This is a genomic window from Serpentinimonas maccroryi (assembly GCF_000828915.1).
Taxonomy (GTDB): domain Bacteria; phylum Pseudomonadota; class Gammaproteobacteria; order Burkholderiales; family Burkholderiaceae_C; genus Serpentinimonas; species Serpentinimonas maccroryi.
In genome coordinates this window covers 2,027,968-2,049,554 of record NZ_AP014569.1, presented here as the reverse complement: position 1 = coordinate 2,049,554, position 21,587 = coordinate 2,027,968, and the positions used below count along the sequence as shown (strand labels likewise).

The following is a 21,587-nucleotide window of genomic DNA, read 5'->3' as shown; positions in this document are numbered from 1 at the left end:
CGTTGCGCGCAACTTGGTTTGATCAAGCGCAAACAAGCGCGGTTTAGGCGAGTGGAGAAAAATGTTTGCATCTGACTTTGAACCTTCTCCTGGGCATGCGCGGGCCGTTTGGCCTTTGGGGCAGCACACCACGCGTGGGGGCGCTTGGCCCTTACAGGGCTGATTCTGGTGCTGGCACTGTGGCTCAGCGCTGCCCAGGCGCAAGCCAGCCCGGTGCGCACCCAGGTGCTGGCGCAGGGGCTGGAGCACCCGTGGGCGCTGGCCTTCATCGGCCCCGAACAGGTGCTGGTGAGCGAGCGCGCCGGGCGCTTGCGCGTGGTCGGCTTCGACGGCCGCATCAGCGCGCCGCTGCAGGGCCTGCCCGACATCGACGAAGGCGGGCAGGGCGGCCTGCTCGACGTCATCTCCGACAGCGCCTTTGCCAGCAACCGCACCATTTACTTTTGCTATTCCGAACCAGCCCCGGCCGGCGGCGGCAACTCCACCGCCTTGGCCAGCGCGCGCCTGTCGGCCGACTTGCGCCGCCTCGAGCAAGTGCGCGTGCTGTTTCGCCAAAGCCCCAAGGTCGGCAGTCGGCACCACTTTGGCTGCCGCATCGTCGAGGCGCCCGACGGCCATCTGTTCCTCACGCTGGGCGACCGCTTCAGCCGCATGGACGATGCGCAAACGCTGGACAACCACCACGGCAAGGTGGTGCGCGTGGCCAAAGACGGTTCGGTGCCGCGCGACAACCCGCTGCTGGGCCGCGCCGGCGCCCTGCCAGAAATCTGGAGCTGGGGGCACCGCAACCCGCAGGGGGCGGCTTGGGGGCCGGATGGCCAACTGTGGATTCACGACCACGGCCCGCGCGGCGGCGACGAGCTCAACCGCGTGTTGCCGGGGCGCAACTACGGCTGGCCGGTGATCACGCACGGCGTCAACTACATCGGCACGCGCATAGGGGCCGGCATCACCGAGCACCCCGGCATGGAGCAGCCGCTGGTGCACTGGACGCCCTCGATCGCGCCCTCGGGCATGGCGTTTTTGCGCAGCAACCGCTACGGGCCGCAGTGGCAGGGCAATTTGTTCGTGGGCGCGTTGCGCGGCCAGCACCTGCTGCGCCTGCAGCTCGAGGGCACGCGCGTGCTGGCCCAGCAGCGCCTGCTCGAAGACCTGGGGCAGCGCATCCGCGACGTGCGCGAAGGCCCAGACGGCCTGCTCTATGTGCTCACCGACGAGCGCGACGGCCAGCTGATCCGCCTGCTGCCGCCTTGATGCCCGGCGGCCCGGCTGCGCTTGCCTACACAATCGGGGTTTGCGCCCTTGCACCAGCACGCCCCACCCGCCATGAACACCGATCCGTCTCCCGTTGAGCATTTGCAGGCCCTGTTCGAGCAGCAGCGCGCCGCCTTTGCGCGCGCGCCCATGCCCACCTTGCACCAGCGCCTAGCGGGCCTGCACGCGCTGCGCAGCGCCCTCGTGCGCCACCAAGAGGCGCTGATCGCGGCCGTGCACAGCGATTTTTCGGCCCGCTCGCGCCACGAAACCCTGCTGGCCGAAATCCTCACCACGCTGCAGGGCATCGCGCACACGGCGCGACACTTGCGCGGCTGGATGAAACCGCAGCGGCGCAGCGTCAGCGTGCTGTTTGCGCCGGCCAGCAACCGGGTCTATTTCCAGCCGCTCGGGGTGGTGGGGGTGATGGTGCCGTGGAACTACCCCATCCAGCTGGCCCTGCTGCCGCTGGTGGGGGCGCTGGCGGCGGGCAACCGCGTCATGCTCAAGCTCTCGGAGTTCACACCGGCCACCAACCAAGCCCTGCGCACCCTGCTGGCCGAGGCTTTCGAAGAAGACACGGTGGCCGTGGTCGAAGGCGCGCTCGAGGTCTCGAGCGCCTTTGCACAGCAGCCTTGGGACCATCTGCTGTTCACCGGCTCCACGGCGGTGGGCAAGATCGTGATGGCGGCGGCGGCGCGCAACCTGACTCCGGTGACGCTCGAGCTCGGCGGCAAGTCGCCAGCCCTCATCGCGCCCGACGCCGATCTGGCGGTGGCGGCGCGGCGCATCGCTTTTGGCAAGCTGCTCAACGCCGGCCAGACCTGCATCGCCCCCGACTACGTGCTGCTGCCCGCTGGCCAAGAACAGGCTTTTGCGCAGGCCATGCAAGCGGCGGTGGCGCAGCTCTACCCCACTTTGCGCGCCAACCCCGACTACAGCGCCATCGTCAACCAGCGCCAGCACCAGCGCCTGCAGGCTTGGCTGGAGCAGGCGCGCGCCAGCGGGGCGCAGGTGATCGAATGCAACCCGGCCGCCGAAACCTTCGAGGGCACGCGCAAAATGCCGCTGCAGCTGCTGCTCGGGGTGCCCGAAAGCGCCAGCGTGCTGCAAGAGGAGATTTTTGGCCCGCTGCTGCCGGTCATCGGCTACGCCAGCTTGGACCAAGCGCTGGCGCACATCCGCAGCGGCGCGCGCCCGCTGGCGCTGTACCTGTTCAGCCACGACCGGCAGGTGCAGCAGCAGGTGCTCGAGCGCACGCACAGCGGCGGCGTCACGATCAACGACACCCTCATGCACGTGGCCCAAGACGAGCTGCCCTTTGGTGGCGTGGGCGCATCCGGCATGGGGCAGTACCATGGCCACGAGGGCTTTCTCACCTTCTCCAAGGCCAAGGGCGTGCACGCCAAGGGGCGCTTCAACAGCGGCGAGCTGGTCTATCCGCCCTACGCGCCCGCTGGTGGCGGCTGGCTGCTGCGCCAGTTGTTGCGCTGGTTTATACGCTGAGCTGTGCGCTGAGTTATGCGCTGAGTTATGCGCTGAGCTTTTCCGGCACGGCTTGGGTTTGCGCTTCTGGCGCCGTGCGCTGCCCGCTGCGCTGGGGCCAGTGCACGATCTCGAGTCGGCCGTCGTGGTGCTCGACCAAGGCGGTGAGGCTCTCGACCCAGTCGCCGTCGTTGCAGTACAGCGTGCCGTCGATGTCGCGGATTTCGGCGTGGTGGATGTGGCCGCAGACCACGCCATCGAAGCCGCGCTTGCGCGCCTCGGCCGCCACCGCGCGCTCGAACTGCTGGATGTACTTGACCGCGCCCTTGACGCTGTATTTCAGGTACTGCGACAGCGACCAGTACGGCAGCCCGATCCGGGCGCGCAGCGAGTTGAAGCGCGTGTTCAGGCGCAGCGCCAGATCGTAGAGGTTGTCGGCCAAGTAGGCCAGCCACTTGGCGTACTGGATCACGCCGTCGAAGTGGTCGCCGTGGATCACCCACAGCTTTTTGCCGTCAGCGGTCTGGTGGATCGCGTCTTCCACCACCTCGACGCCGCCAAACTGGTGGCCGATGAAGTGGCGCGCAAACTCGTCGTGGTTGCCCGGCACGTAGATGACCTTGCAGCCCTTGCGCGCACGGCGCAAAATCTTTTGTACCACGTCGTTGTGGCTCTGCGGCCAGTACCACTTGCGGCGCAGCTGCCAGCCATCGATGATGTCACCCACCAGATACAGCTTTTCGCTCGGGTGCGCCTTCAGGAAGGCCAGCAGCGCCTTGGCTTGGCAGCCGGCGGTGCCGAGGTGAAGGTCGGAGATGAACACCGTGCGCAGGCGCCGCCCCGAGGCGTGCAGTGCGTCGTCGCCGTCGCCGTCGTCGTCGGCCGGGTGCGGATGGGCCAACGCAGACGCCGCCGCCGAATCGGCAGCCGCCCCGGCAGACCACAGTCCTTGCAGGTGGGTGTCGGGGGCAAAGCCGCTGCGCATCAGGCCCCCAGCAGGTGTTTGCGGTAGCGCGGCGGCAGGTCGGCCAAGCGCATCATCATCGGCAGGTCGGCGGTGTTGAAGTCCGGGTCCCAGGCCGGCGGGCCCAGCACCTTGGTGCCCAAGCGCAGATAGCCTTTGATGAGCGCCGGCGGTTCGACGACCAAGGTGGAATCGAGGCGCTCGATCGGCAGCGGCAGGCGCGGGCGCACATGAAACTCGACCGAAGCCAAGTGCTTGAGGCTCAGCTGCCGCCAGATGCTGGCCGCCGCGTGGCCGCCGCCCGATTCGGAGGTCATGGGGATGCTGGCGCAGCCGATCATGGTGTGCAGCCGGTTGCGCGTCATGAACTCGCCCAGCGCGCTCCAAAGCGCCAGAATCACGCCGCCGTGGCGGTGCTCGGGGTGCACGCAGCTGCGCCCGAGTTCCACCATCTGCTCGCGCAGCAGCCGCAGCCGCGTCAGGTCGAATTCGGTTTCGCTGTAAAAGCCGCCCACGCGCTTGGCTTGGGTGGGCGTGAGCACGCGGTAGGTGCCGATCACCTGCTCGCTGGCGGCGTCGCGCACCAGCAGGTGCTCGCAGAAGTCGTCGAACAGATCGATGTCGTGCCCGGGCAGGGTCTGCGGCAGGCGCGCGCCCATCTCGAGCGCAAACACCTGGTAGCGCAGGCGCTGTGCGGCGCGCACTTCGTCCAGATGGCGGGCCCAGCTGACGTGGAGGGGGGCGCTCTGGCAAGCCGCTGGGCGCGGCGCCACCGGCGGCAGGCCCAACCCTTGGGGTTGACGCAGTTTTTCCAGCACAGACAGATCGGTCATGGATGAAAGCTCCTTTGGCTAGCGATTCTTGGGCTGCCGTGTGTCCTGCAAATGGCACTGGCATGAATTAATCGTGACAGCTGCCAAAAATCGGGCATTCATCAATATTTCATGGGCTTGCAGCAACAGTGACACGCTCAGGCGGCAGCATCAGGTGCGCATCAATGCGAGGAGTGCGAGCATGAAGATCACCGTGGTGGGGGCGGGCTACGTCGGGCTGGTGACGGCGGCCTGCTTGGCCGAAGTGGGCAATCAGGTGCTGGTGGTGGATCAGGATCAGACCCGTGTGCTGCTGCTGCAAGCGGGCGGCGTCCCGATCTACGAACCCGGGCTCGAGGAATGCGTGCGCCGCAACCGCGAGGCCGGGCGGCTGCGTTTTGCGCATTCCATGGCGCAGGGGGTGCAGCAGGCCGAGCTGCTGTTCATCGCCGTCGGCACGCCGGCGGCGGTGTCCGAGGCGATTGCCAGCGCGTTGCGTCGCCGCGGGCGCAGCGGCAGCCCTTTTGCGGTGGTCTCAAACCCCGAGTTTCTCAAGGAGGGGGCGGCGATGGAGGACTTCACGCGGCCCGACCGGATCGTCATCGGGCTGCCCGCCGGGGCCGAGGGCGAGCGCGCGCGGCTGTTGCTGACCCGCCTCTACGAGCCCTTCAACCGCCACCACCAGCGCACCGTGTGGATGGACGTGTGCAGCGCCGAGCTCACCAAGTACGCCGCCAACGCCATGCTGGCGACGCGGATCTCGTTCATGAATGAGATCGCCGCGCTGGCCGATCGGGTGGGGGCCGACATCGATTCGGTGCGCCGTGGCATCGGCGCCGACAGCCGCATCGGCCACAGTTTTCTCTACGCCGGCACGGGTTACGGCGGCAGTTGCTTTCCCAAAGACATCCGGGCGCTGGTGCAGACGGCGGCCAGCCACGGCCTGCCCATGCGCATCGCCAGCGCCGTCGAGGCCATCAATACCGAGCAAAAGCAGCGCCTGTTGCAACTGGTGCTCGAGCTCATGGGCCCAGACCTGAGCGGCTGCCGCTTTGCCGTCTGGGGCCTGGCTTTCAAGCCCAACACCAGCGACATGCGCGAAGCCCCCAGCCGCAGCGTGATCGCCGGGCTGCTGGCGCGCGGCGCGCAGGTGTGCGCGCACGACCCGGTGGCGCTCGATGAGGCGCGCCGCGCCCTGCAGCACGACCTAGAGTCGGTGCAGCTCGAGCCGGGGCAGTTGCGCTGGTGCGAGCGGCCCGAGCAGGCGCTGCAACAGGCCGACGCCCTGCTGATTCTGACCGAGTGGAAATGCTTCCAGAACCCCGATTTCGCCCGCTTGCGGGCGCTGCTGCGCCAGCCCCTAGTTCTGGATGGCCGCAATCTGTACGACCCGCAATTGCTCGAGCAGCACGGCCTAGCCTACCTGGGTATTGGGCGGCGCAATCGGCTGGGCGTGGCGCGGTTGCAGCAAGCGCGCGGCAAGCAACGGCAGCAGCAGGGCGTGGCCGCGCTGTTGTGAAGGGGTTGCTCAACAGCGCCCCGCGCTCAAGCCGGGCGTGTGCCTGCGCTTTCTTTGAGCATTTGCAACCACAAATTTTCGGTCTGCTGCACGATCTGGCCCCAGTCCAGCGCCTCGGTGCGCGCGCGGGCGGCCCGCCGCAGCGCCTGCACAAGCTCGGGCTGTGCCGCCAGCAGCTGCGCGTGCTCGATGAAGCGGGCGCTGTCGCCAAAGGGTGCCAGCAGACCGCTTTCTTGGTGCCGGATCAGCTCGGCCGGGGCGGCGTAGTCGTAGGCCAGCACCGCCAGGCCGCTGGCCATGGCCTCGGGGATCACGTTGCCGTAGGTCTCGGTCTGGCTGGGGAACAAAAACACGTCGGCGCTGGCGTAGTGCTGGGCCAGGTCGGTGCCGGTGCGCATGCCGCACACCAGCGCTTGCGGGCACTGCGCCTCCAAGCGGGCGCGTTCGGGGCCGTCGCCCACCAACACCAGCTTGCAGCGCGGCTGCACCTGCTGCATGGCGGCAAAGGCTTGCAGCAGCAGGTTAAGGTTTTTCTCGGGCGCCAAGCGGCTCACAAACAGCGCCACGCAGTCGTCGTCGGCCGCGCCCCAGGCGGCGCGCAGTGCTGGGTTGCGCTGCCCCGGGTTGAAGCGCTGGGTATCGACCCCGCGCCCCACCACCAGCAGCCGCTCAAAGCCCAACGCCTGCAACTCGGCCTTGAGGCTGGCGGTGGGCACCAAGGTGCAGTCGGCGCCGTTGTGAAACTTGCGCAGATAGGCGGCGATCGGTTTTTGCAGCCAACCGACGCCGTAGTGGCGGCTGTAGGCGTGGAAATTGGTGTGAAAGTCGGTGCTCACCGGCAGCTTGAGCTTGCGCGCCGCTTGCAGCGCCGACCAGCCCAGCGGCCCCTCGGTGGCGATGTGCACCAGATCGGGCCGGCGCAGCGACCACAGCCGCAGCAATGCGCTTTTGGCCGGCAGGCCGAAACGAACCTGCGGGTAGTTCGGGATGGGCAGGCTGCGCATCAGCACCTGCTCCAAACCAGCTTGTGCGCTGGGCGCATCGGTGCCGGCTTGGCGCGAGCGCACCACCTGCAGGTCGTGACCGCGCGCGCGCAGACCGTGCACCATGCGCTCGAGCGTGAGCGCGACGCCGTTGACCTCGGGGGCGTAGGTCTCGCTCACCAGCGCCACGCGCAGCGAGCGCGGCGTGTGCGGAAAATCTTCGATCAGGAGCGGGCAGGGGTCGGGGGCGTTCATGCGCCACATGCTGGGCGCAATGCGTAACAGGCGCGTGACGCATTGATGAAGTAATCGTGACAAATCAGGGTTTGTCTGCGCTTGCGGTGCGCGCGCTTTTGCGGCACCATGCGTCATCTAATCTTCATCAAAACGACATAAACAGCGAGCACAATGCGCAGCCTCAGGCCAGTCGTTGGGATTGGCTGCATGTTTTTTACGCTTAACCAGGAGCCTACTCTCATGGCCTTGAAGAAAACCTTGCTGGCATACACGCTGGCTTTTGCGGCCGCCACCAGCGCCGTGGTCGCACACGCACAAGCGCCGGCTGCCGCCCAGCCGCGCACCGAAATCCAGATGTGGATGGGCCTGACCGGCGTCAACGGCGAGTTGCTCAGCCGCTTTGGCGAAGACTTCAACCGCAGCCAAAACGAGTACCGCGTCGTGGTCTCGTTCCGTGGCCAGTACCCCGAGCAGCGCGCCGCCGCCATGGCCGCTTTTCGCGCCGGCAACCCGCCCCACATCATGCAGATGTTTGACGCCGGTTCGGGCGACATGATCCAGTCGCGCGGCGCCATCATCCCGGTGTCGCAGGTGTTCCAGCGTGCTGGCATCGCCTTCAACCCAGCCGACTTCATCGCCCCGGCGCGCGGCTACTACGGCCTGCCCAACGGCGAGCTGCTGTCGATGCCGTTCAACGTCTCGACCGCCGTGCTGTTTTACAACCGCGACGCCTTCACCCGCGCCGGCCTCGACCCCAACCGCCCACCGCGCACTTGGCCCGAGATGATCGCCGCCGCCAAGCAAATTCGTGAGCGCAACGCCGCCGAGTGTGGTTTCACCACCACTTGGCTGGCTTGGATCATGCTCGAGCAGTTCAACGCCCGCCACAACCAGCAGATCGGCACGCTGGACAACGGCCGTGGCGGCGCTGCCTCCGAGCTCACGGTGAACAACGCGCTCAACCAGCGCATGGTGCAAACCCTGATCGACCTGCAGCCCACGCGCGCCTTCTCCTACGGCGGGCGCTCCAACGACGCTGCGGCCAAGTTCATCAGCGGCCAGTGCGCCATGCTGCTGCAGTCTTCGGGCGGTTTGGCCGCCATCCAGCGCGACGGCCGCTTTGCCCTGGGCACCGCCCAACTGCCGCATTGGCCTGACGTGCAAGGCGCGCCCTTTGCCACCACCATCGGCGGCGCCTCGCTGTGGGTTTTTAACGCCCCCAACCGCACGCCGCAAGAGATGCGCGGCATCGCCATGTTCCTCGACTTTTTGCGCTCCGACCGCGTGATGACCGAGTGGGCGCGCACCACCGGCTTCCTGCCGGCGACCAACAGTTCGTTCCGCGCCATGCAGCAAGCCGGCTTCTTCACCCAAAACCCGGGCCGCGATGTGCCCATCCTGTCGCTGATCGAAGCGCGCCAAGGCCAGTTCACCCAAGGCTACCGCTTTGGCCGCTGGACCGAAATCCGCGACATCTACCACGAAGAAGTTGAGCGCGCCCTGCAAGGCCGCCAGACCGCCGCCCAGGCCCTGCGCAACTTCGAGCGCCGCGGCAACGCGCAACTGCGCGCCTTTGAGCGCTCGGTCAACTAAGATCCAAACACGCACTATTGCCTCCCAGCCTCTGAGCTTTAACCCCGCCACTTAGGCGGGCTCGGGTAATCGAACCGCGCCCGCCCTTACAGCCCGCCCCCCACCCGGGGCGGGTTTGCTTATGCAAAGAAAAGTCATATTCCCCAACCGCTGGCTGCCCTACGCCCTGCTGGCGCCGCAGCTGGTGGTGACCCTAATCTTCTTTATCTGGCCCAGCCTGCAGGCGCTCATGATGGCGTTTCAGGAGCAAGACCCCTTCGGTCTGTCCGTGCGCTTTGTCTGGTTCGACAATTTCGTTATGGTCTTGACCGACCCCGAGTACTACAACACCTTGGTGCGCACGCTGGTGTTTGCAACGGCGGTCACGCTGTTGGCCATGGTGCCGGCGCTGCTGCTGGCGCTGGCCGCCGACGCCTTGCTGCGCGCGCGCAGCGCCTACACCACCGCGCTCATGATCCCCTACGCCATCGCGCCGGCCATTGCCGGGGTGCTGTGGTTGTTCATGTTCAACCCCGCCATCGGTGTGGTGGCGCACACCTTGCAGGTGCTGGGGCTGGACTGGAACCCCACGCTCGACGGCAACGACGCCATGCTGCTGGTCATCATGGCCTCGGCTTGGAAGCAGGTGGCCTACAACTTTTTGTTCTTTCTGGCGGGCTTGCAGTCGATTCCACGCTCGCTGCTCGAGGCCGCAGCCATCGACGGCGCCGGCCCATGGCGGCGCTTTCGCACCATTGTTTTTCCGCTGCTCTCGCCCACCACCTTCTTTTTGCTCGTGGTCGGCTTGGTCTATGCCTTTTTCGACACCTTTGGCGTCATCCACGCCGTCACCGCCGGCGGCCCGGCCACCGACACCACCACGCTGGTCTATAAGGTCTATACCGACGGCATGATCGCGCTCGACCTCGGCGGCTCGGCGGCGCAGTCGGTGCTGCTCATGCTCATGGTCATCGGCCTGACCACGCTGCAGTTTCGCTTCCTCGAGCGCCGGGTGCACTACTCATGAACAACAGCCCATCGCACTCGCTGCCGGGTCAGGCGCTGGCGCACGCCGTGATCTGGATCGGCATCGCCATCACGGCGCTGCCGCTGTACATCGCTTTTGTCGCCTCCACCCTCAGCAACCCCGACATCGCCCAAGCCCCCATGCCCCTGTGGCCGGGCGACCAAGGGTGGGAGAACTACCGCACGGTGATCATCGAGGGCATGCAGGGCGGGCATTTGTCGCCGCCGGTCTGGCTCATGCTGTTTAACAGCTTGATCATGGCGCTGGTGATCGCCGTGGGCAAGATTTCGGTCTCCATCATCTCGGCCTACGCGGTGGTGTTTTTCCGCTTCCCCGGGCGCATGTTCTGCTTTTGGCTGATCTTCATCACCCTCATGCTTCCGGTCGAGGTGCGCATCTTGCCCACTTACGAAGTGGTCACCGATCTCGGGCTGCTCAACACCTTTGCCGGCCTGACGCTGCCGCTCATCGCTTCGGCCACCGCCACGCTGCTGCTGCGCCAGTTCTTTCTCACCCTGCCCGACGAGCTGGTCGAGGCCGCCAAGATGGACGGCGCCGGCCCGCTGCGCTTTTTCTGGGACGTGGTGCTGCCGCTCACCCGCACCCAGCTGGCGGCGCTGTTCGTGATCATGTTCGTCTATGGCTGGAACCAGTACCTGTGGCCGCTGCTCATCGTCACCGACCAGAACCTCGACACCATCGTCGTCGGCATCGCCAAGCTCATCGGCACGGGCGACGCCACCACCGACTGGAACCTGGTCATGGCGACCACGCTGCTGGCCTTGCTGCCGCCGGCGCTGGTGGTGCTGCTGATGCAAAAGTGGTTCGTCAAAGGGCTGGTGGACAGCGAAAAATAAACTCCGAAAATACGAAAAATTATGGCTACGCTGGCACTCAATCAAGTCAAAAAAAGCTACGGCATCGGTCCGGGCGCGCTCCAAGTCATCCACGGCGTCGATGCGCAGATCGCCGACGGCGAGTTCGTGGTCATCGTCGGCCCCTCGGGCTGCGGCAAAAGCACCCTGCTGCGCATGGTCGCCGGGCTCGAGTCGATTACCTCCGGCACGATCCAGATCGGCGAGCGCGTCGTCAACAATGTGCAACCGGCCGAGCGCGACATCGCCATGGTGTTCCAGAACTACGCGCTCTACCCGCACATGAGCGTGTTCGACAACATGGCGTATGGGCTGCGCATACGCGGCCTGACGGCGCCCCAAATCCGCGCGCGCGTCGATGCCGCCGCCCGCATCCTCGAGCTCGCGCCGCTGCTCGAGCGCAAACCGAGCCAGCTCTCGGGCGGGCAGCGCCAGCGCGTGGCCATGGGGCGCGCCATCGTGCGCCAGCCGCAGGCTTTTTTGTTCGATGAACCGCTCTCCAACCTCGACGCCAAGCTGCGCGCCCAAACCCGGCTCGAAATCCAGAAGCTGCACCGCGAACTGGGCATCACCTCGCTTTTTGTCACGCACGACCAGGTCGAGGCCATGACGCTGGCGCAGCGCATGTTGGTCATGAACGCCGGCCGGGTGGAGCAATTTGGCACCCCCGAAGAGGTCTATGAGCGCCCGGCCAGCCTGTTCGTGGCCGGCTTCATGGGCGCGCCGCCCATGAACCTGCTGCGCCACGCCAGCGGTGTGCGCCCGGGCACGGTGCTGGGCATCCGGCCCGAGCACCTGGTCATTGGCGACAGCGGCTGGGACACGGTGGTCGATTCGGTCGAGCTGCTCGGGGCCGAGCGCCTGATCCACGCCCGCCTTGGGGATGAGTTGCTCACCATCCGGGTCTCGGCCCAGCGCGCCATCCCCGACCTCGGTCAAGCCCTGCGCGTGCAGCCGCAGCCCGAGTTCATCCACACCTTCGACGCCGCCACGGGGCTTAGCCGTTCTTGACGCACCCATGAACCCAGCCAACCCCACCGGCCTGTCCGACTGGCCCTACCCCTACTGGATCGCGCACCGCGGCGCCGGCAAAGAGCGGCCCGAAAACACCTTGTGCGCCTTCGAGCACGGCAGCGCCTGCGGATTTTCTATGTTCGAGTGCGACGTCAAGCTCAGCGCCGACGGCGTGCCCTTTTTGCTGCACGACGACACGCTGGAGCGCACCACCAACGGCCGCGGCCCAGCCGACGCGCTGCCTTGGGCCGAACTGGCGCAGCTCGACGCCGGCGGCTGGCATTCGAGCAACAGCGCCGGCGAGCCCTTGCCCACGCTGGCCACCATCGCCGCCCACTGCCTGCAGCAAGGCGCGGCGCTGAACATCGAAATCAAGCCCATGCCGGGGCAGGAGGCCGCCACTGGCAGCGCCGTGGCGCTGGCCGCGCGCGCGCTCTGGCAGGGCCAGCGCGTGCCGCCGCTGCTCAGCTCCTTCCAGCCCGCTGCCTTGCAAGCGGCGCAGCAGGCCGCGCCCGAGCTGCCGCGCGCGCTGCTGCTCGATACCCTCTGGAGCGGCTGGCCCGAGGTGGCGGCGCAGCTCGGCTGTGTGGCCATCGTCTGCCAGCATCGGCTGCCAGACGCGGCGCTGATGCAGCAGGCGCGCGCCATGGGCTGGCGCGTGCTGTGCTACACCGCCAACCGCGCCGCCGACGTGCAGCGCCTGCGCGCACTCGGTGTCGATGGCCTGATCACCGACGAAATGCACTGGGCGCGCAGCCAGAATCTGGATTAGCCGGGGCTCGGCCGGGGTTCAGCGCAAGCATTGGCGTATCATCGGCGCGCATGAGCTTGCTGGCACTCGACGTGGGCAACACCCGCCTGAAATGGGCGCTGTATGAGCAGCCCGTCATGGGTGCGCGCATGCTGGCGCACGGGGTGCAGTTCCTTGAAAACATCGACAAACTGACCGAGGGCGACTGGATCAACCTGCGCCCGCCGCGCATGGTGCTGGGCAGCGTGGTGGCCTCCGATGCCATCAAGCGCCGGGTCGAAGCACAGCTCGAAATCTGGGACGCCGCGCCCGAATGGGTGGTGCCCAGCGCCGCCGAGGCCGGCGTGATCAACGGCTACGACCATCCGGCCCGCTTAGGGGCCGACCGCTGGGTGGCCATGATCGGCGCGCGCCAGCGCCTGCTGGCGCGCCAGCAGCTGCGGCCCTGTGTGGTGGTGATGGTCGGCACCGCAGTCACGATCGAGGCGCTCGACGCCGAAGGGCGTTTTCTGGGCGGTTGCATCCTGCCCGGGCACGGCATCATGCTGCGCGCGCTCGAATCGGGCACCGCCGGCCTGCACGTGCCCACCGGCGTGGTCAAGCCCTTTCCCACCAACACCAGCGACGCTCTCACCAGCGGCGGCACCTTCGCCATCGCCGGCGCGGTGCAGCGCATGGTTGACCAGCTGGCCCAGCACTGCGGCCAAACCCCGGTGTGTTACATGACCGGCGGCGCCGCTTGGAAAATGGCCCCCAGCATGAGCGTATCGTTTGAGCTGGTCGACACCTTGATCTTCGACGGCCTGCTGGCGATCGCGCATCAGCGCGCGTCCGACCGCGCCAACCAGCGCCTAGCCAGCTCCACCCAGTAGCTGCCGCCGAGCGCGATCAGCTCGTCGTTGAAGTCGTAGCGCGGGTTGTGCAGGGTGCAGGGCCCGGCGTCGTGGCCGGCGCCGTAGCCATCGCGGTGCGCGCCGTCGCCGTTGCCTATAAAGGCGTAGGCACCCGGTTTGGCTTGCAGCATGTAGGCAAAATCTTCTGCCCCCAGCGTGGGCTCTTGGGCCAGCACCTGCTGCGGCCCCACCAGGTCGAGCATCACGCTGCGCGCAAACTCGGCCTCGGCGGCGCTGTTGATGGTGGGCGGGTAGTTGCGGTGGAACTCAAACGTGGCCGTGGCCCCAAAAGCCGCCGCCGTGTGCTCGCACACCGTGCGCATGCGCTGCTCGATTAAATCCAGCAGCTCTAGGCTGAAGGTGCGCACCGTGCCCTGCAGCACGCAGTGGTCTGGCACCACGTTGGTGGCTTCGCCGGCGGCGATCATGGTCACGCTCAGCACCCCGGCCTCGATCGGTTTTTTGTTGCGGCTGATGATGGTCTGGAACGCCTGCACCATCTGGCACGCCACCAGCAGCGGGTCGATGCCGTTGTGCGGCAGCGCCGCGTGGCAGCCCTTGCCGTGCACGGTGATTTTGAACTCGTTGCTCGAGGCCATCACCGGCCCCGGGCTCACGGCAAAACTGCCCACCGGCATGCCAGGCCAGTTGTGCAAGCCAAACACCGCCTGCACCGGGAAGCGCTCAAACAGGCCGTCAGCGATCATGTGCCGCGCCCCGCCGCCGCCTTCTTCGGCCGGCTGGAAGATGAACACCACCGTGCCCTCGAAGTCACGCGTCTGGCTCAGGCACTGGGCGGCGGCCAGCAGCATGGCGGTGTGGCCGTCGTGGCCGCAGGCGTGCATCCGGCCCGGGTGCCGGCTGGCATGGGCAAAGGTGTTGAGCTCGGTCATGGGCAGCGCGTCGAGGTCGGCGCGCAAGCCCACGGCGCGGCCACAGGCGCCGCCGTCGCGCCCGTGCAGCAGCCCAACCACGCCTGTGCTGCCCAAACCGCGCACCACCTCCAGGCCCCAGGCGCCTAGGCGCTCGGCCACCACTTGGGCGGTGCGGTGCTCCTCAAAGCACAGCTCGGGGTGCGCGTGCAAATCGCGCCGCAGCGCGGTGAGCTGCTCGGCCTGAGCCACGATGGCGGGGTTGAGTTTCATGCTTGCCTCCTTGCAATAGGCTCGAAGGCGATGTTAGCCCAAAGCCCGTGGTCGCGCCCAAGCGTGCCCGCTTAAACCCCGACGCCTGGCTGCAAGCCTAGGCCCCAGCCAACCAGTGCGCGTGATGCTTACTCTAGGCCGTCCACCAGATCGATGTAGCGTTGCATCGCTGCGTCGGTGCTGGTGCCCTTGAGCGCCGCCCAAGCATCCCATTTGGCGCGCCCGACCAGATCGCCAAAACCCGGCTTGGCGCCGCTCACGTCGCCTTCGGTGGCTTGTTTGTACAGGGCGTAGAGCTTGAGCAAAGTGGCGTTGTCGGGCCGTTGCGTGAGCTCTTTGCTGGCCGCCACGGCGGCTTCGAATGCGGATTTGAGATCGGTGTTCATGACGGTAATAGTACGATCGTTCGTGCTTTTTGTCAACCGTAAGTGCGCCAGCGAGCCCCCCTCACGACCGCATCTGCTGCTGCCAAGACAGCAATTGACAAGCAATTGACACCAGTCAGCGCCGGTTATGATCATTCATCTGTTTTTATAGCTCCGCGCAGCCCACCCACATGGCCATCCTTGTCACCGGCGGTGCCGGATTCATCGGCAGCAACTTCGTGCTCGACTGGCTGGCCCAGAGCGACGAGCCGGTCGTCAACCTCGACCTGCTCACCTACGCCGGCAACCTCGAAAACCTCGCCAGCCTGCAAGCCGATGCGCGGCACCAGTTCGTGCACGGCAGCATCGGCGACCGACCCTTGGTGCAGCGCCTGCTGGCCGAGCGCCGGCCGCGCGCCGTGCTCAACTTCGCCGCCGAAAGCCACGTCGATCGCTCGCTGCACGGCCCGGGCGCCTTCATCCAAACCAATGTGCAGGGCACCTACGAGCTGCTCGAGGCCGTGCGCGGCCACTGGGCGGCGCTGCCCGCGACCGAGCAAGCCGCCTTTCGCTTCCTGCACGTAAGCACCGACGAGGTCTATGGCAGCCTCGAGCCCGGTCAGCCAGCCTTCACCGAGCAGCACCCCTACCAGCCCAACAGCCCCTACAGCGCCAGCAAGGCCGCCAGCGATCACCTGGTGCGCGCCTGGCACCACAGCTACGGCCTGCCGGTGCTCACCACCAACTGCTCCAACAACTACGGTCCCTACCACTTCCCCGAAAAACTGATTCCGCTGCTCATCGTCAAGGCGCTGGCCGGCGCGCCGCTGCCCATCTACGGCGACGGCCTGCAGGTGCGCGACTGGCTCTACGTGCAAGACCACTGCAGCGCCATCCGCCGCGTGCTCGCCGCCGGGCGCGTGGGCGAGGTTTATAACGTGGGCGGTGGCAACGAAAAAACCAACCTCGAGATCGTGCACAGCGTCTGCGCCTTGCTCGACGAGCTGGCCCCGGCGCAGGCGCGTGGCGTGCGCCACCACCACAGCGGCGTGCCGCTGCAGCGCTACGCCGAGCTCATCGCCTTCGTTGCCGACCGCCCCGGCCACGACCGGCGCTACGCCATCGACGCCAGCAAAATAGCGCGCGAGCTCGGCTGGCAGCCGGCGCACACCTTCGAGACCGGGATCCGCCAAACCGTGCGCTGGTACCTAGAGCACCCCGATTGGGTGGCGCACGTGCAAAGCGGCAGCTACCGCGACTGGCTGCGCCAGCACTACGGCCAAGCGCAGGAGGCCCCATGAGCCACCCACCGCGCATCCTGCTGCTGGGCAAAAACGGCCAAGTGGGCTGGGAGCTGCAGCGCAGCCTGGCGCCGCTGGGCGAACTCATCGCCCTCGACCGCCACCCGTGCCCGAATCCGCTCGACCCGCACGCGCCGCGGCTGTGCGGCGATCTGGCCGACCTCGAAGCGCTGGCGCGCACGGTGCAGCAGCTGCGTCCGCAGGTGATCGTCAACGCCGCCGCCTACACCGCAGTCGACAAAGCCGAGAGCGAGCCGGCGCTGGCGCAGCGCATCAACGCCGACGCGCCGGGCCTGCTGGCGCAACTGGCGCACCAGAGCGGGGCTTGGCTGGTGCACTACAGCACCGACTACGTGTTCAACGGCAGCGGCCACCTGCCTTGGGCCGAGGGCAGCCCGACCGGCCCGCTCAACGTCTATGGCCACAGCAAGCTGGCGGGGGAGGGGGCGATCCTCGCCGCCGGGCGTCGGCACCTGATCTTTCGCACCAGCTGGGTCTATGCCGCCCGCGGCGCCAACTTCGCCAAAACCATGCTGCGCCTGGCGCAGCAGCGCGAGCGCCTGAGCGTGGTCGATGACCAATGCGGCGCCCCCACCGGCGCCGAGCTGATCGCCGACGTCAGCGCCCACGCCGTGGCCCTGGTGCTCAGAGGCGCTGCCGAACCCGGCACCTACCACCTCGCAGCCGCTGGCGAAACCACTTGGCACGGCTACGCCAGCGCCGTGATCGAGCAGGCCCGGCGCTTGCGCCCCGAGCTCGACTGGCGCGTGCAGGCCATCGACGCCGTGCCCAGCAGCGCTTTCCCCACCCCGGCGCAGCGCCCGCACAACTCGCGCCTCGACTGCGCCTTGCTGCAAAGCCGCTTCGGCCTGCACCTGCCGCCGTGGCAGCAGGGCGTGCAGCGCATGTTGGCCGAGGTGCTGGCGTGAAAAAATCAAACCCCGATACAGACACCATGACCTCTCGCAAAGGCCTCATCCTAGCCGGTGGCTCCGGCACCCGGCTGCACCCGGCCACGCTGGCCATCAGCAAACAGCTGCTGCCAGTTTATGACAAGCCGATGATCTACTACCCCTTGAGCACCCTCATGCTCGCGGGCCTGCGCGAGGTGCTCATCATTAGCACGCCGCAAGACACCCCGCGCTTTGCCCAGCTGCTGGGCGACGGCGCGCAGTGGGGCATGAGCCTGCAATACGCCGTGCAGCCCAGCCCCGACGGGCTGGCGCAGGCCTTCCTCATCGGTGAGCGCTTCATCGACGGCGCCCACAGCGCGCTGGTGCTGGGCGACAACATCTACCACGGGCACGACTTCCAGCCGCTGGTGCGCGCCGCCAGCGCCCAAACCCAAGGCGCCACCGTGTTCGCCTACCACGTGCACGACCCCGAGCGCTACGGCGTGGTCGAGTTCGACGCCCAAGGCCGCGCCCTCAGCATCGAAGAAAAACCGGTGCAACCCAAGAGCAACTACGCCGTCACCGGCCTGTATTTTTACGACCAGCAAGTGGTGGAGATCGCCAAAGCCGTGCGCCCGAGCGCGCGCGGCGAGCTCGAAATCACCGCCGTCAACCAAGCCTACCTCGAGCAAGGCCAGCTCAACGTGCAGACCATGGGCCGCGGCTATGCTTGGCTCGACACCGGCACCCACGACAGCCTGCTCGAAGCCAGTCAGTTTATCGCCACGCTCGAGCGCCGCCAAGGCCTCAAAGTCGCTTGCCCGGAAGAAATCGCTTGGCGCAACGGCTGGATCGATGCCGCCCAGCTCGAGCGCCTCGCCGCCCCCTTGCGCAAAAACGGCTACGGCCAGTACCTGCTGGCGTTGCTGGGCACAGGCCGTCGGTTCTAGCCCAAACCCCCAACCCCAGCCCTAGCCCTAGCCCGCCCCAAGCCCCCATGCCCTACACCGTCACCCCCACCGCCTTGCCCGGCGTGCTCGTGCTCACGCCCAAGGTCTATGGCGACGCGCGCGGTTTCTTCTACGAGAGCTTCAACCAGCGCGACTTCGACGCCGCCACCGGCTTGGCCGGCGTGCAGTTTGTGCAAGACAACCACAGCCGCTCGGCGCGCGGCGTGCTGCGCGGCCTGCACTACCAGCTGCCACCGCAGGCGCAGGGCAAGCTGGTGCGCGTCACCCACGGCGCGGTCTATGACGTGGTGGTGGATTTGCGCCGCAGCTCCCCCACCTTTGGCCGTTGGGATGGGGTTGAGCTGTCGGCCGACAACCACCGCCAGCTCTGGGTGCCGCCGGGTTTCGCGCACGGCTTTCTCACCCTCAGCGAATCGGCCGAATTCCTCTACAAAACCACCGCCTATTACAGCCCGGCGCACGAGCGCAGCGTGCTCTGGTGCGACGCGGCACTGGGCATCCACTGGCCCTTGACGCAGGCCGGAGTGGAGCAGCCGCTGCTGGCGGCCAAAGACGTGGCTGCGGCCAGCTTGGCGCAGGCGGAGTGTTTTGATTGAGCGGGCAGCGGTGATTACTTCAACCCAGCCAGCTCGCGCAGCACCTGCACCTTGTCGGTGCGCTCCCAGGTGAACTCGGGTTCGTCGCGGCCGAAGTGGCCGTAGGCGGCGGTTTTGCTGTAGATCGGGCGCAACAAGTCCAGCATCTGGATGATGCCGCGCGGGCGCAGGTCGAACACCTCACCGACGATGTGGGCGATTTTGTCGTCCGGGATCACGCCCGTGCCTTCGGTATAGACGGTCACGTTCATGGGCCTGGCCACGCCGATGGCGTAGGCGACCTGAATCTGGCACTGCTTGGCCAGCCCGGCGGCGACGATGTTTTTGGCCACGTAGCGCGCCGCGTAGGCGGCCGAGCGATCGACCTTGGTCGGGTCCTTGCCGCTGAAGGCACCGCCGCCGTGCGGGCAGGCGCCGCCGTAGGTGTCCACGATGATCTTGCGCCCGGTCAGGCCGCAGTCGCCTTGCGGGCCGCCAATCACGAAGCGCCCGGTGGGGTTGATGAGGTAGCGCGTGTTTTGCAGCCACTCGCGCGGCAGCACCGGCTTGATGATTTCTTCGACGCAGGCCTCGATGAAGGCCGGCAGCATGTGCTTGCCGTCGCTCATCTCGGGCGCGTGTTGGCTCGAGAGCACCACGGTGTCGATGCTGTGTGGCCGGCCATCGACGTAGCGCATGGTGACCTGGCTCTTGGCGTCGGGGCGCAAGAAGGGCAGGCGGCCGTCTTTGCGCAGTTGCGCCTGGCGCTCGACGATGCGGTGCGCGTAGTAGATGGGCGCGGGCATGAGCACCGGCGTTTCATCGCAGGCGTAGCCGAACATCAGGCCCTGGTCGCCGGCGCCGGTGTTGAGGTAGTCGTCGCTGGCGTGGTCCACGCCTTGGGCGATGTCGTTGCTCTGCTTGTCGTAGCAGACCATGACGGCGCAGCCCTTGTAGTCGATGCCGTAGTCGGTGTTGTCGTAGCCGATGCGCTTAATGGTGTCGCGCGCGGTCTGGATGTAATCGACGTGCGCGTTGGTGGTGATCTCGCCGGCCAGCACCACCAGCCCGGTGTTGGTCAGCGTTTCGGCAGCCACGCGCGAGCGCGGGTCTTGCTCGAAGATCGCGTCCAGGATCGCGTCCGAGATCTGGTCGGCGACCTTGTCCGGGTGGCCTTCGGAAACCGATTCGGAGGTGAAAAGAAAGTCGTTCGCCATTTGTTGCATACACTCCAAGGATTGCGCTTGGGCGATTCGCCCGGCGCTGGAGGTGCTGCGGCGAACGCTTTAGCAGGATTTATGAATCGCCCGCAAGTTGTTCTCTAACTCGGCGATGCGCGCATTGTAACGACACCGCTTCTATCGACACCCGATGCTGTTTTTTTTCAGGCTCATGGGGCGGCTGCCGCTGCCGCCGCTGCACGCGCTGGGCTGGTTGCTGGGCTGGCTGATCTGGCTGTTGAGCCCCACCTACCGCCAGCGCTGGCGCGACCACACGGCCCAGGCCGGGCTGGCCGGGCGGGTGCGCTGGGCCTCGGTGGGCGCGGCCGGGCAACAGATGGCGGAGCTGCCGCGCATCTGGTTTGGGGCCCCGGTTCCGCTGCGCTGGGACGGGGCGCAGCACATCGAAGCTGCGCTGCGCCAAGGCCAGGGGCTGCTGTTTCTGACACCGCACTTGGGCTGCTTTGAGCTCACGGCTCAGGCCTATGCGCAGCGCTTTGGGGTGCAGCCTGAGGGGCAAAGCGGGGGGGCGGTGGAAGCGGACGCGCACGCCCCGCGCCCAATCACCGTGCTCTATCGGCCGCCGCGCGTGGCGGCGCTGCACCCGGTGCTGCAGGCGGCGCGCGAGCGCCCCGGCATGCACAGCGTGCCCACCGACCTGAGCGGGGTGCGCCAGTTGCTCAAAGCGCTCAAGCAGGGGCAGACCGTGGGCCTGCTGCCCGACCAAGTGCCGCCCGCCGGCATGGGGGTGTGGGCGCCGTTTTTTGGTCGCCGCGCCTACACCATGACGCTGGCGGCGCGGCTGGCGCAGGTGCCGGGCACGCAGGTGTTGCTGATCTGGGGCGAGCGGCGGCGCTGGGGCCGCGGCTACGTGCTGCACGTGCGCCCGTGGATAGATGTGGTGGGCGCGCCGCTGGCGCACGAGCCGCAGGCCGCAGCGGCGCAGATCAACCAGGCCATGCAGGCGGTGATCGGGCACTGCCCGGCGCAGTACCTGTGGGGCTATGCGCGCTACAAGGGCTAGGCCGGGGGTGGGGCCGCAGCGGGGGCCTCCGGGTGCGCCCAATCCCAAATCTGGATCGCGGTTTCTTCCAGCCCGAGCTTGCTGCTGGCCGAAAACAGCTGCGCGCTGCCGCCGGCGGTTTGCAGGCGCGCCACCGACAAGGCCTTGGCGGCCTCCTGCCGGTTGAGCTTGTCGGCTTTGGTGAGCAGCACCCTGAAGGCTAGCCCATCCTCGACCCGTGGGCGGATGACCTGCAGCAGCGCTTCGTCGAGTTCGGTCAGCCCTAAGCGCGCATCGCACAGCAGCACCACGGCGCGCAGGTTGGGCCGGCTCACCAGGTAGTTGGCCATCACCTCTTGCCAGCGCCGCTTGGCCGCTTGCGGCACCGCCGCGTAGCCGTAGCCGGGCAGGTCGGCCAGCACGGCGTCGGTCAGCCCCTGTTTGCCTAGGGCAAAGAGGTTGATGCTCTGCGTGCGCCCGGGGGTTTTGGAGGCAAAAGCGAGGCGCTTTTGCTGCGTCAGGGTGTTGATGCAGGTGGACTTGCCGGCGTTGGAGCGGCCGACGAAGGCGATCTCGGGCAAAGTGGAGTCGGGCAGGTGCTGCAGTTGTGGCGCTTCGGTCAAAAAGCGCGCCGTGTGCAGCCACGCCATGGCGGCTTTGCCGGCTTCAGAGAGAGGGGTCACTGGAGTAAAGGGTGTGGTTGTTTGAAGCGGGCAGCATACGGCATT

At 67.2% G+C, this 21,587-nt stretch carries 22 protein-coding genes; 15 read left to right on the top strand and 7 right to left on the bottom strand.

Annotated features, from left to right (window positions below; all coding sequences use genetic code 11):
- Positions 1-144: 144 nt before the first annotated feature.
- On the top strand, positions 145-1,254 hold the full coding sequence (locus SMCB_RS09505) for a PQQ-dependent sugar dehydrogenase (RefSeq protein WP_082027462.1): 1,110 nt from the start codon (positions 145-147) through the stop codon (positions 1,252-1,254).
- Positions 1,255-1,326: 72 nt separating this feature from the next.
- Positions 1,327-2,760, top strand: a complete 1,434-nt coding sequence (locus SMCB_RS09500) for a coniferyl aldehyde dehydrogenase (RefSeq protein ID WP_045536591.1) — start codon at positions 1,327-1,329, stop codon at positions 2,758-2,760.
- Positions 2,761-2,785: 25 nt separating this feature from the next.
- Here the strand turns inward: SMCB_RS09500 and SMCB_RS09495 are convergent, their stop codons facing one another.
- Positions 2,786-3,724 carry a UDP-2,3-diacylglucosamine diphosphatase gene (locus SMCB_RS09495; RefSeq protein ID WP_082027345.1) on the bottom strand — a complete coding sequence of 313 codons (939 nt, stop codon included), beginning with the start codon at positions 3,722-3,724 and terminating at the stop codon, positions 2,786-2,788.
- Positions 3,724-4,536: a GNAT family N-acetyltransferase gene (locus tag SMCB_RS09490; protein ID WP_082027344.1), complete on the bottom strand. Its 813-nt coding sequence runs from the start codon at positions 4,534-4,536 to the stop codon at positions 3,724-3,726. Before SMCB_RS09490 ends, SMCB_RS09495 begins: the two co-directional genes overlap by 1 nt.
- Positions 4,537-4,717: 181 nt before the next feature.
- On the opposite strand from SMCB_RS09490, the gene SMCB_RS09485 reads away from it, so the two are divergent.
- Positions 4,718-6,034: a UDP-glucose dehydrogenase family protein gene (locus SMCB_RS09485; protein ID WP_045536589.1), complete on the top strand. Its 1,317-nt coding sequence runs from the start codon at positions 4,718-4,720 to the stop codon at positions 6,032-6,034.
- Between the two features lie 26 nt (positions 6,035-6,060).
- On the opposite strand, the gene SMCB_RS09480 is transcribed toward SMCB_RS09485, so the two are convergent.
- Entirely contained in the window at positions 6,061-7,272 is a 1,212-nt protein-coding gene (locus tag SMCB_RS09480) for a glycosyltransferase family 4 protein (RefSeq protein ID WP_045536587.1), read from the bottom strand.
- A 222-nt stretch (positions 7,273-7,494) separates the two neighbouring features.
- Here SMCB_RS09480 and SMCB_RS09475 point away from each other — a divergent pair, with 222 nt between their 5' ends.
- From SMCB_RS09475 to SMCB_RS09450, 6 genes are all read left to right on the top strand, one after another.
- Positions 7,495-8,847 (top strand): extracellular solute-binding protein, encoded by a 1,353-nt coding sequence (locus tag SMCB_RS09475; protein WP_045536586.1) that lies wholly within the window; start codon positions 7,495-7,497, stop codon positions 8,845-8,847.
- Positions 8,848-8,968: 121 nt separating this feature from the next.
- Positions 8,969-9,853, top strand: a complete 885-nt coding sequence (gene ugpA, locus SMCB_RS09470; protein WP_045536584.1) for a sn-glycerol-3-phosphate ABC transporter permease UgpA — start codon at positions 8,969-8,971, stop codon at positions 9,851-9,853.
- The gene (gene ugpE, locus SMCB_RS09465; protein WP_045536582.1) at positions 9,850-10,710 is read left to right on the top strand and encodes a sn-glycerol-3-phosphate ABC transporter permease UgpE; all 861 of its coding nucleotides are present in this window, start codon (positions 9,850-9,852) and stop codon (positions 10,708-10,710) included. Before ugpA ends, ugpE begins: the two co-directional genes overlap by 4 nt.
- 21 nt (positions 10,711-10,731) lie before the next feature.
- The gene (ugpC, locus tag SMCB_RS09460) at positions 10,732-11,739 is read left to right on the top strand and encodes a sn-glycerol-3-phosphate ABC transporter ATP-binding protein UgpC (protein ID WP_045536581.1); all 1,008 of its coding nucleotides are present in this window, start codon (positions 10,732-10,734) and stop codon (positions 11,737-11,739) included.
- 7 nt (positions 11,740-11,746) lie between these two features.
- A complete protein-coding gene (ugpQ, locus tag SMCB_RS09455; RefSeq protein WP_045536579.1) occupies positions 11,747-12,514 on the top strand; it encodes a glycerophosphodiester phosphodiesterase in 768 nt (255 codons plus the stop codon).
- A gap of 50 nt (positions 12,515-12,564) precedes the next feature.
- Complete coding sequence (locus SMCB_RS09450) at positions 12,565-13,365, top strand: type III pantothenate kinase (RefSeq protein WP_045536577.1); 801 nt, start codon at positions 12,565-12,567, stop codon at positions 13,363-13,365.
- Here SMCB_RS09450 and SMCB_RS09445 read toward each other — a convergent pair.
- The gene (locus tag SMCB_RS09445; protein ID WP_045536576.1) at positions 13,314-14,531 is read right to left on the bottom strand and encodes a M20 aminoacylase family protein; all 1,218 of its coding nucleotides are present in this window, start codon (positions 14,529-14,531) and stop codon (positions 13,314-13,316) included. The two genes, SMCB_RS09450 and SMCB_RS09445, sit on opposite strands and share 52 nt — an antisense overlap.
- A 128-nt stretch (positions 14,532-14,659) precedes the next feature.
- Positions 14,660-14,917, bottom strand: coding sequence for an acyl-CoA-binding protein (locus SMCB_RS09440; protein ID WP_045536575.1), 258 nt, complete (start codon positions 14,915-14,917; stop codon positions 14,660-14,662).
- Positions 14,918-15,087: 170 nt separating this feature from the next.
- On the opposite strand from SMCB_RS09440, the gene rfbB reads away from it, so the two are divergent.
- Genes rfbB through rfbC form a run of 4 tightly spaced genes read left to right on the top strand, consistent with a single transcriptional unit; the run spans position 15,088 to position 18,657 of the window.
- On the top strand, positions 15,088-16,197 hold the full coding sequence (gene rfbB, locus SMCB_RS09435) for a dTDP-glucose 4,6-dehydratase (protein ID WP_045536574.1): 1,110 nt from the start codon (positions 15,088-15,090) through the stop codon (positions 16,195-16,197).
- The gene (gene rfbD / locus SMCB_RS09430) at positions 16,194-17,126 is read left to right on the top strand and encodes a dTDP-4-dehydrorhamnose reductase (protein ID WP_045536573.1); all 933 of its coding nucleotides are present in this window, start codon (positions 16,194-16,196) and stop codon (positions 17,124-17,126) included. The genes rfbB and rfbD overlap by 4 nt, the downstream gene beginning before the upstream one ends.
- Before the next feature lie 26 nt (positions 17,127-17,152).
- The gene (rfbA, locus tag SMCB_RS09425; RefSeq protein WP_045536572.1) at positions 17,153-18,040 is read left to right on the top strand and encodes a glucose-1-phosphate thymidylyltransferase RfbA; all 888 of its coding nucleotides are present in this window, start codon (positions 17,153-17,155) and stop codon (positions 18,038-18,040) included.
- 47 nt (positions 18,041-18,087) lie between these two features.
- Positions 18,088-18,657, top strand: a complete 570-nt coding sequence (gene rfbC / locus SMCB_RS09420) for a dTDP-4-dehydrorhamnose 3,5-epimerase (RefSeq protein ID WP_045536570.1) — start codon at positions 18,088-18,090, stop codon at positions 18,655-18,657.
- Between the two features lie 14 nt (positions 18,658-18,671).
- On the opposite strand, the gene metK is transcribed toward rfbC, so the two are convergent.
- Positions 18,672-19,853 carry a methionine adenosyltransferase gene (metK, locus tag SMCB_RS09415; protein ID WP_045537974.1) on the bottom strand — a complete coding sequence of 394 codons (1,182 nt, stop codon included), beginning with the start codon at positions 19,851-19,853 and terminating at the stop codon, positions 18,672-18,674.
- A gap of 154 nt (positions 19,854-20,007) precedes the next feature.
- Between metK and SMCB_RS09410 the strand changes: the two genes are divergently transcribed.
- Positions 20,008-20,880, top strand: a complete 873-nt coding sequence (locus tag SMCB_RS09410; RefSeq protein WP_045536568.1) for an LpxL/LpxP family acyltransferase — start codon at positions 20,008-20,010, stop codon at positions 20,878-20,880.
- On the opposite strand, the gene yihA is transcribed toward SMCB_RS09410, so the two are convergent.
- The gene (yihA, locus tag SMCB_RS09405) at positions 20,877-21,482 is read right to left on the bottom strand and encodes a ribosome biogenesis GTP-binding protein YihA/YsxC (RefSeq protein ID WP_420834892.1); all 606 of its coding nucleotides are present in this window, start codon (positions 21,480-21,482) and stop codon (positions 20,877-20,879) included. The genes SMCB_RS09410 and yihA overlap by 4 nt on opposite strands.
- On the opposite strand from yihA, the gene SMCB_RS13330 reads away from it, so the two are divergent.
- A complete protein-coding gene (locus SMCB_RS13330; RefSeq protein ID WP_420834891.1) occupies positions 21,442-21,567 on the top strand; it encodes an SWIM zinc finger family protein in 126 nt (41 codons plus the stop codon). The genes yihA and SMCB_RS13330 overlap by 41 nt on opposite strands.
- Positions 21,568-21,587: the final 20 nt, after the last annotated feature.